Origin of the sequence: Psychromonas hadalis ATCC BAA-638 (genome assembly GCF_000420245.1) — a bacterium.
Taxonomy (GTDB): domain Bacteria; phylum Pseudomonadota; class Gammaproteobacteria; order Enterobacterales; family Psychromonadaceae; genus Psychromonas; species Psychromonas hadalis.
Window position 1 is genome coordinate 1 of sequence record NZ_ATUO01000161.1, and the last position, 7,638, is coordinate 7,638.

General features: G+C 35.9%; 7 protein-coding genes. 2 read left to right on the plus strand and 5 right to left on the minus strand.

Annotated elements, in window-relative coordinates:
- A partial coding sequence (locus G322_RS22950; RefSeq protein ID WP_169337489.1) for a transposase domain-containing protein occupies positions 1-171 on the plus strand: 171 nt, incomplete at its 5' end.
- Positions 137-823, plus strand: coding sequence for a hypothetical protein (locus G322_RS21065; RefSeq protein WP_022942667.1), 687 nt, complete (start codon positions 137-139; stop codon positions 821-823). The genes G322_RS22950 and G322_RS21065, both read left to right, overlap by 35 nt.
- Positions 824-884: 61 nt before the next feature.
- Here G322_RS21065 and G322_RS0115615 read toward each other — a convergent pair whose 3' ends face one another.
- The 5 genes from G322_RS0115615 to G322_RS0115635 all read right to left on the minus strand — a co-directional run.
- Entirely contained in the window at positions 885-1,754 is an 870-nt protein-coding gene (locus G322_RS0115615) for an NERD domain-containing protein (protein ID WP_022942668.1), read from the minus strand.
- A 45-nt stretch (positions 1,755-1,799) separates the two neighbouring features.
- On the minus strand, positions 1,800-2,351 hold the full coding sequence (locus G322_RS0115620) for an SLATT domain-containing protein (protein ID WP_022942669.1): 552 nt from the start codon (positions 2,349-2,351) through the stop codon (positions 1,800-1,802).
- Between the two features lie 18 nt (positions 2,352-2,369).
- On the minus strand, positions 2,370-5,090 hold the full coding sequence (gene rdrB, locus G322_RS0115625) for an antiviral RADAR system adenosine deaminase RdrB (protein WP_022942670.1): 2,721 nt from the start codon (positions 5,088-5,090) through the stop codon (positions 2,370-2,372).
- The gene (locus G322_RS0115630) at positions 5,091-7,130 is read right to left on the minus strand and encodes a hypothetical protein (protein ID WP_022942671.1); all 2,040 of its coding nucleotides are present in this window, start codon (positions 7,128-7,130) and stop codon (positions 5,091-5,093) included.
- Positions 7,131-7,315: 185 nt separating this feature from the next.
- Positions 7,316-7,638: IS66 family transposase (locus tag G322_RS0115635; RefSeq protein ID WP_022942672.1), on the minus strand; the 323-nt coding region annotated here is incomplete at its 5' end.

Below are 7,638 nucleotides of genomic sequence, written 5' to 3' on the forward strand. Positions count from 1 at the left end.
TCGTACACCAATACAGGTGCGAACGCGAGTGCAATTTTATATAGTTTGGTTGAAACAGCAAAAGCGAATGATCTTATTGTTCATGATTATATCGCAACCTGCTTGCAGCAGATTGCTGAAAACCCGAATGATATTGATGCGTTGCTACCATGGAATATTAAGCGTAGCTAGGTGCCATTACCCAGACGCTTACGGAAAAGCATTTGAGTTAAGCGCTAATAAAATTAACTTTATTCTTTCAGAATTAGGCTGGGTTGATAAAGGTATAAAAGGCTGGGTCGCTACTCAACAGGGTATTAAGCAAGGCGCTATTCAAGCCGAAGATAAAAAGTCAGGTATCCCTTATGTGCGTTGGCCAGAAAACATTTTAAAATCAAAATCGCTGTTAAATAGTATTGCTCACGTTAAAGGTGAAGTTACCGCCACCATGACAGCAAAAGAAACAGATATCTCTGATGCCTGTGCAGAATTTAGAACTAAATTTGAAGCCAAGCATCGTAGTGCTGATGGCCATTTTGTTAGATCTAAAGCTGAAATGCTGGTTGATAACTGGTTATATATGGCCGAGATTGTGCATGCTTACGAGCGCAAGTTACCCATTGAAGAGGATGTATACTGCGACTTCTATATTCCAACTGGCAAAGTTTATATTGAGTATTGGGGTTATGAAAATGAGCCAAAGTATCTCGCAAGAAAGAAAAAGAAGATTGAGTTATATAAAAAATACAATTTCAATTTAATTGAACTGCAAGATAAAGATGTTCAGAATTTAGATGATGTATTACCGAGATTGTTGCTTAAATTTGGTGTTCAAGCGTATTGATTAGTAATTCATGCAACGGTGGGACACCATTCTCCGTTGCAGAAATTACTCGCGAAGGTATTTAACTGATACTCAGAATTTTTCTACATTTAGGGAACGCGCTACAACCATAAAATTGATTGCCTGCATTTTTACCTTTCTTCGCTTCTCTCAATACCATTTCAGAGCCACATTTAGGACAAGCGGTTTCAAAACTTTGTTGTGTTTTAGGGGAAGTTTCAAGCCTTGTTTGAAACATAGGTTCAAGTACAGCTTCAAGTGTCGCGTCAGATGTAGGTTCAACGAACGCTGTGCCTTTTATAATACTTTTGACATGTTTGTTGTGCGCTAAGTTGGTTTTTAAACCGCGTGATAAGCGCCCTGCTTCAATGGATTTCACGATTTCATTGACTTGCTCAGGCGTAAAATGAAGTTCCTGTTTCGTTTTAATATACTCTACACAACCACGTGCATAGGTGACATTCTGAGGCATTTCCGTTTTGAAGGTACTGTCACCAATAAACACAATCACAGAGTAAATCTGATCGCTTGGCAGGTTCAGACAACTCGCTAAGGTTTGAGTATGTTTATAGTTTTGGTGCAGTGGGTTTTGAAACTTGCCTGAGTATTTAAAAATCTTTTGTGTCCACTGCTTTTGCTTAGCAGATCCAAAAATCCAGCCTTTCATATTCTTGGTTTCAATCACAAACACACCAAAGGGTGAAACCACAATATGGTCAATCTGTGTTGTACCATTTTCCGTTGCTAAAGTGACATTTTTGATTAATGTATATTGATCTTTTTCTAGAAATTTAGTTAATAAAAAGTTAACTAAAAACTCACCAAATACACCTTTAAACCAAGCCGATTTTAAAACCAGTGGCAGAAAAAATAGCGGGATTAGAAACCAATAAATACCTAATGCGTTAATGATGAGAGCTTTTAAATCCATTTAAAATCCTTGTGTGTGATACAGAGTTAAAAATTTAAACGTAATTTATACCAGTGTTTTTTTCTTTTGTTTGTATGTATCCGTCATTACCTGTTGAAACTCTTTTGTCCACGCGTTAGTTTCACTCGTTTCAATTTCAAACACTTCATTATTATGTTCTTTTAATCGTTTCGTCCACTCGGGAAAGGCTTGTGTTTTTTTTACTTGCTCTCTGTATTTGTAATCTTGCCAATCAAACTCCAAGAGTTCTACCTTCTGATTAATTTTCATTTCAGCATCATTAAAACGCATCCATGCATTACCGTGTCCATAATACTTCTCAAAAGCAAACAATGAAGCAACAACAGCCGTTGCAACCGCACTCCATGCAGGGCTAACTAATGCAATATCATTTTCAACAAAAATAGTCGCTAACAAAGGGATAAGCGCAGCGGTTAATGTGCCAAATATCATTAAAAGACGAATAGCTCTTGCCATAAAACTACGTAGCCCTTTTTTATCTTGATACCATTGAGCCTTAACTTTGGAGTTTGTTAACACGGTTTCAGTGATTGTACTTAAAGCATCTAAATCAACGTGATCTTGCTGTTCCCTCATTACTGACTTCCCTTATATTTACTTTTTTTGCCATAATGGCTGATGATTTTTATTAAACTCTCGCAAACCGAATACTCTTAGTTTTTCAGTCCACTCTTCTGCTTTTGTCCGTGTTATACCATGCGTTAAAGCAGCTTCCTGTAATAGACTAAATTCAGTCCTTAGCGTCGTTGGCATTATTCCCGCGTCGTCGGTATTCACACATACTTTGATAGGGCCACGTCTCAAACCATAAACATTATGTTTACCCCCATTAATTAGCGTACTTTCATCGGGTGGATACCATCTGAAAATGGGGTGGTCAGCATGTGACTCAAAGCGGCCAATATAGGTATTTGATGTTGGGTTAGCCTCAAGAATTAAACCTTTTTGATCACACTTATCAATCAACCAATCTTGCAGAGCATGTATAAATTTTACTTCATCCCGAGTTATTTTATCATCGATAAGATGTAAATTTTTATCCGCTGTTGAATGCCAACCAATCGAATTATACTGCTCTAACTCATATTTAATTCTGACCTTTTTTATATGACTTATATCCTTGCAGCCTTTGCATTTTGTTGGATGTTTCCCTTTGTTGGCTGCGAACCATCTTGCACGTTTTAAATAGATTTTTACTGCTACATTATCTTTTTGTTTCAGTTTTTCCATATCCGGAACCGCTATTTTTATTCGGCACTGATCTAAACAATCAATTTGCGCATCCAGATAACTGCTATAACAATTTCGCCTTAATGCCATTGCTTCGAAAAATTGCGTATTCGAGATCTTAGTTAGAAACTCATCAGAGCAACAAAGATGATCTGTTTTAGCTTTAATTCCAATTTCGTCCAAACAGTTTATATGTAACCAAGGTACAAATGGTGCGATGCTTCTTATCCGCCTTTCAAGTATCGGAGTCACTTTACAAGCTAAACTAAATCCTGAGCTCATTTGTGTCGCGTAATGCCAAGCCCAGACTAAATTATCGAAATGCTCACAGACATCAAGTACAACTTCACCATGATGTTCAAACCAATACTCTGGGTCTATACCGATTGCTAAAGCGTGACCGAGTCTATCGCCAACAGTCATTTCACAAAACTCTACCGTTTCATCTAAATGGCGCATTCCCGACAACGGGTGTGCAAAGTCTTCACCCGCATGGATACTGTAATGAAAACCCGCATCTATTTGTGGCTGGTTTAAATTAGCTACTAACCCAGTACGTAACCATCTTAAAGCGGGAGCGTAAACTTCAATTTTCACTAGGTTTTCATCGCCAGCAACATCTAAGCCACGGATAAAGTTCCTTGGCACCAATAACCTATCAGAATCAATCTCACCTATTTTTGACGTCAAATGATCTGTTTGCCACTTAGCTTGTTCTCGTAGTATGTTTTTGATATTTTTAGCTTCAATCCAAACTGCATTAGGGTTATTTATATATTTGGGAGCCCTTATGAAATGTATACAATAATGCCAGCGCTCCATTTGTTCTTGATAAATCGCTTGTTGTTTAATGGATAATGGCTTTAAACCATTTGGAGTTTTAAAATTAGCAACACTTGCGAGTGCTATTTGAAAATCATTAACTGCACTAGGACTAAATTTACCCGCTGTTACTTTAAACTCCGCAACATCATTTTCACCTTGAAAAAAACGCTTGAAACTGCTTTTTTGTTGTTGCGAATTCTCAGCGTTATATCTTAAATCATGGTTATAAACATCAACAAAACGCGATAAACCTTGCCCATCCATAATGACGTTACGGCGAAGTTTCATTAACGACTGTAATAAAAATAAAACGAGCTGTCGTAATCGCCTACTTTGAGTATGTTGATAGCCGTGCCAAAGGTAAATCCAAAACCACAGCCATGCTTTATCTAAGTTACCTGCTATATATGCTTTAGCCATTTGGCAGCGTAAAAACAAATGAGTTTGTTCATCATTAACTGGCCATTCAATATATAACTGCCAGTCGATAGTTTTTTCGTGTTCAAAAGCCCAGTGCTTACCAAGGCTATAATTGATGACTTTGGTAAGCTTATCCTCAAAATCATCACTGCCTTTTTTGATTTTCTCTTTGCAAGTTACTTTCTCAAATAACGCACCTTCCCGTACTAGCGATTGTGCAACCCTTGTAACACATGCAAGTAAAGAATCTGTTTTAGAAGTGTGTTCAGTCCCGAATAGTCCGCCCATTAAGGCAGTTGCTTCATAATGAGTACCACCAACATGCGCATGATTTTCAGCAACAGGTTCTGAGTTATTAGCTTGTGGACTAAATAATGGTTGTTGGGCTGAAATTATTCGGATTAAATCCGTGAAGGAAAGAACAGGTCGAAGCTTCATCCTTGAAGCAAGATGCCAAGCAACAATGATACAGGGGTCAGTTCGAGTACAAAAACGAGAAAATTCAGTGACTTTTTCGCTGTGATAATGAATTAAGTCACCGGAGTTTTGAAATAACCTCTCAAATAAAAAATCTAATGCAGGAAATGCGGAGTCTTTCAACATATTTCCCGGCCAAATGGTATTAATCGAAAGTTGTAATTCATTAGGACGAAATTGACGAGGATAATCGAGATCTAAATCTCGACTTAAATCGTCTCTGCATTTTTTATTAAAGTCTTTATCATAATAATCATCAAAAGACTCTTTATGCTTTAATAAAGAGCACTTTAATCTGTCGGCCAATCGGTCACTAGAAAGACAGGTTGCAATAGCTAGTTCAAATAGCGTTTGTTTTAGCATTTATGGTTGACTTTTATTGTTTCTAATTAAAAGAGCCTTCAACTTGCCCTTCCATGTATTAGGTACATTATTCAAAGTAATCTTATTTTCTTTTAACTCTTTCTCTAATTCTTCGTTTATTTTTTTCAAGTCAATTGCTATTAAGGGGCTAGAAGCACTCTTATCCATAATCTCTTTACATATTTGTCCTATTTTTTCAGCATCTAAACTCTTGTCATCTTTTATTTCTTTTAAAGTATGTTCTTTACCAGAATTACCTTTTATGATTGCTGCTCGGACGGTTTTTTCAAGATGACTTTTGGGTTTGTTATTAGAAACTGTTGTAGTTGACTTTTCAGTTAATTCATCCAAAGAGAATTCTTTCAAGTTAAATTTATCAATAAATATTTTTAATGGGTGAGATTGGAGCGCGTAAGTAATACTGCCTTTACCCTCTTCTTTTATTAATGGTGCAATATTAGTTTTATACGAATTCGTCCACTCAAATCTTGTAGCTTCTGTAATGTTTTGAAATGCAACTTTATCATCAGTATTGAATATAATCCCTTTTTCAAAACTGGCAAAACATGACCAAAGACAATTAAAGCTCTGCTGCAACTTATTGCAGACTTTTAAAAGAGGGTTTCTATAAGAACGCCCCATATCTGGATCATTAAAAATTTTAACCTGATTAAAGTATTTATTAAAAACATTATAAACAAGCCAAGGGTTAACACTCTTATTCATCTGCGTTTCTCGCCAACTATTTATCTGGTCAACAAACATTGTAATAAATTCGCTATCAAGCTCAGATGTACTGTTCTTCTCATTACTTCCTTCATCACCCCGATCCATATTATCTTCCTTTATTACTAAAGGTTTGGTTGGTGCAAGATATGATAAGGAATAAAATGGCTGACCTTGCAAAATTCTTTGCACATCAATTTTTGAAACCTTTTTTATAAGAGAGAGAACAATTAGCTCAATAACTCTACCACTACAGAGCAAAGTTGATTGTTGGAAAGTTGTATAGTAATTTTTATTAAGCATTAAACTACAAATAAATTCTAATTCATTTTCTGTGGCACTACATAAATGAGCATCCTTCTTAAAAAGAATGACACGATTTTCTTCATTATTCTCTAAGTTAGCAATCAAATCCTTTAAGGGTTTATTAAGTTCAACTACTCTAAGGCCTTTTTCTGGAATAGGGTAAGGTAGTATGCTTTCTTCAATGATTGTTTTAAACCAACTAGATTCTTTATCCAGCCTATCTTCAAGTTCAGGCTTCCACGCCTCTCTTATCAGATAATTTTTATCAAAAGCTTTAAGTTGATTTGCATTATGATCCAAAGGAGAGAATAATTCGGTAGCAAAGATACGCTTATTTCCCCCCAATACAGACCAATCTGAATTGGCCTTGGATACTAAATACAAAGAACCGGCTTTAGCGTCATGTAAAAAATAACTACTACATTTTTTAAGCCAGCTAATTCTTAATTCGAGTAGACTATTATCTTTTAATTCAGTGACTTTCTTCGCTTTTAAATCAGTCAACAGCTCAAGTTCAAGTTCAAATTTGAGCTTTCTTCTTGATTCTGGTTGTTCAACCTTTTCATTAACCTCTTTACTTATTTTTTTTACCTGTTCGTCGGTCAATTCAAGAATGATGCTTTCATCATTTATCTTTTTTGCAAATGATGTATTCGACTCTAATTCAGTTCCTCTAATAATTTTTGCTAACTGCTTTATTTCATCTTTATAGTACGTAATGAACTGCGACATTTCTCGGATAGAATTGAAAGGTATCTTTAGTTTACTATTCTCTTTTGTATTCATAGTTCCATGAAGTACAATATCAAACCAATTAAATAAAATTGGTAAAGAAACAATTGGATCATTTTTTTCGTCAACTAGGCCAATATTTTTTTGCTGTACATAATATTCGTAACTTGGCATATCGATACGTCTATTTAAAGGCATTATTTTTCTTTGATACTCTTCCTGTAACTCTATAGCTTTATCTTTTGCTTGCAATCTATGCAAATTACTATCCTTCATAATTCGACCATGGAAGTCACGCCAGATTATTTCACCGTATAAATCTAAATCACCACTGACTATTGGGATAATATATGGCGAAGCAAGGTATTTACGAACAATCTCAATATTCTCAAAAGCATGCTGTAAAGAGGTATCAACATCATCTATAGGTAAAATAATCGTAAGCGTCTGGGTAATGGCACCTAGCTACGCTTAATATTCCATGGTAGCAACGCATCAATATCATTCGGGTTTTCAGCAATCTGCTGCAAGCAGGTTGCGATATAATCATGAACAATAAGATCATTCGCTTTTGCTGTTTCAACCAAACTATATAAAATTGCACTCGCGTTCGCACCTGTATTGGTGTACGAAAATAGCCAAGCCTTACGACCTATCACAAAGGGCTTCACTGCACGCTCTGCTCGATTATTATCAATGCTTAACCTGCCATCTTCGAGATAACGCTGGAATTTTTTAAATTGATTTAAGCTATAACTAATAGCCTCTCCCAATTTACTTTTAG